This window comes from Rhodococcus sp. As11, from assembly GCF_048957735.1.
Classification (GTDB): Bacteria; Actinomycetota; Actinomycetes; order Mycobacteriales; family Mycobacteriaceae; genus Rhodococcus; species Rhodococcus gordoniae.
Genome location: NZ_JARDJE010000056.1, coordinates 1 through 1237, shown reverse-complemented (window position 1 = coordinate 1237; position 1237 = coordinate 1). Strand labels below are relative to the sequence as shown.

1 protein-coding gene is annotated in these 1237 nt (G+C 64.3%); it reads right to left on the bottom strand.

The genetic code is table 11. From position 1 onward, the window contains the following. Positions 1 to 11: 11 nt before the first annotated feature. Positions 12 to 1145, bottom strand: a complete 1134-nt coding sequence (locus PV766_RS24050) for an IS630 family transposase (protein WP_421098125.1) — start codon at positions 1143 to 1145, stop codon at positions 12 to 14. Positions 1146 to 1237 lie beyond the last annotated feature (92 nt).

The following is a 1237-nucleotide window of genomic DNA, read 5'->3' as shown; positions in this document are numbered from 1 at the left end:
CTAGTGCCGCATCACGCAACGTTTGCCCCGTCGACGATCTCCCGTAGCTGTTGATCCTCGGCGTGCTTGTTGCGCCAGATGATGTAGCGACGGATCATCGACGCTTGCTCCCGATGACTGCCGTGGTCGGTGCCATCGAGCGCGAAGTACCGCAGCGCGGTGAACTGCGCCTCGATCCGGTTGAGCCACGAACTGTTCGTCGGGGTGTACGCGATCTCGACGTTGTTCGCCTCTGCCCACAGACCGACCCGTTGGCACTTCCTCGTGGTCAGGTGCGGCGAGAAGTTGTCGCACACGATCGCGATACGAACCTCCGCCGGGTAAAGAGTGCGCAGGTAACGGCAGAACTCGAGGAACGTGGAGCGGTTCTTCGTCGTCTTGACGTGCCCGTACAGCTTGTCCTTGCCCAGGTCGTACGCGGCGAACAGATGCCGCACCCCGTTCGGACGGGTGTAGGTCGCCCGCCGCCGGCGCCGCGGCTCCCGGTCCGGGTCCTTGTGCCTGCCGCCACGCTGCGCCCACTGCCGGCCCGGATGCGGCTGCAGATTCAAGGGACCGAACTCGTCGAGACAGAAGATCGCCTGTGGCTCATCGGGATCGGACACGACATCGCCATCGGCGATGGCATACAGGTGTTCGACCCGAGCCTTCTTCACCGCGTAATCGGGGTCCCGAGATCTCTTCCAGGTCTTCACTTTTTGAAAGGAGACACCCTCCTCGCGGAGCAGCACGCGCAGACCCTCGTGGCTGATGTCGTCGACCACCCCCTCGGCGACCAGGAACTCGGCGAGTTTGGTCAGACTCCAGGTCGAGAACGGCAGATCGTGCTCGGCGGGGGCGGACTTGGCGATCTTCTTGATCTCCCGGCGCTCCGGCAGGGTGAACTTTTTCGGCCGGCCGCCGGCGTACTTCGGGTACAGCGAGTCGAATCCGTCGGCGTTGAAGTTGTGGATGACATCACGGACCCGGTCGGCGCTGGTGAAGCTGACCTCGGTGATCTTCGGTACCGGCATGCCCTGGGCCGAGAGCAGGACCATCTGGGCGCGCCGCCAGGTCACCACCGATCCGGTGCCGCGGCGGATGATCCGTACCAGCCGTCTGCCTTCGTCGTCATCGATCTCTCGCACGCGTACTCGTTCTGCCACTCGACCAGGCTGACCGATCCCGTGGCCGACACGCCGCAACCGGTCGGCGTGTCGGCCAGAACGGGCAAAGGTTCACGGGTGCGGCACTAGTA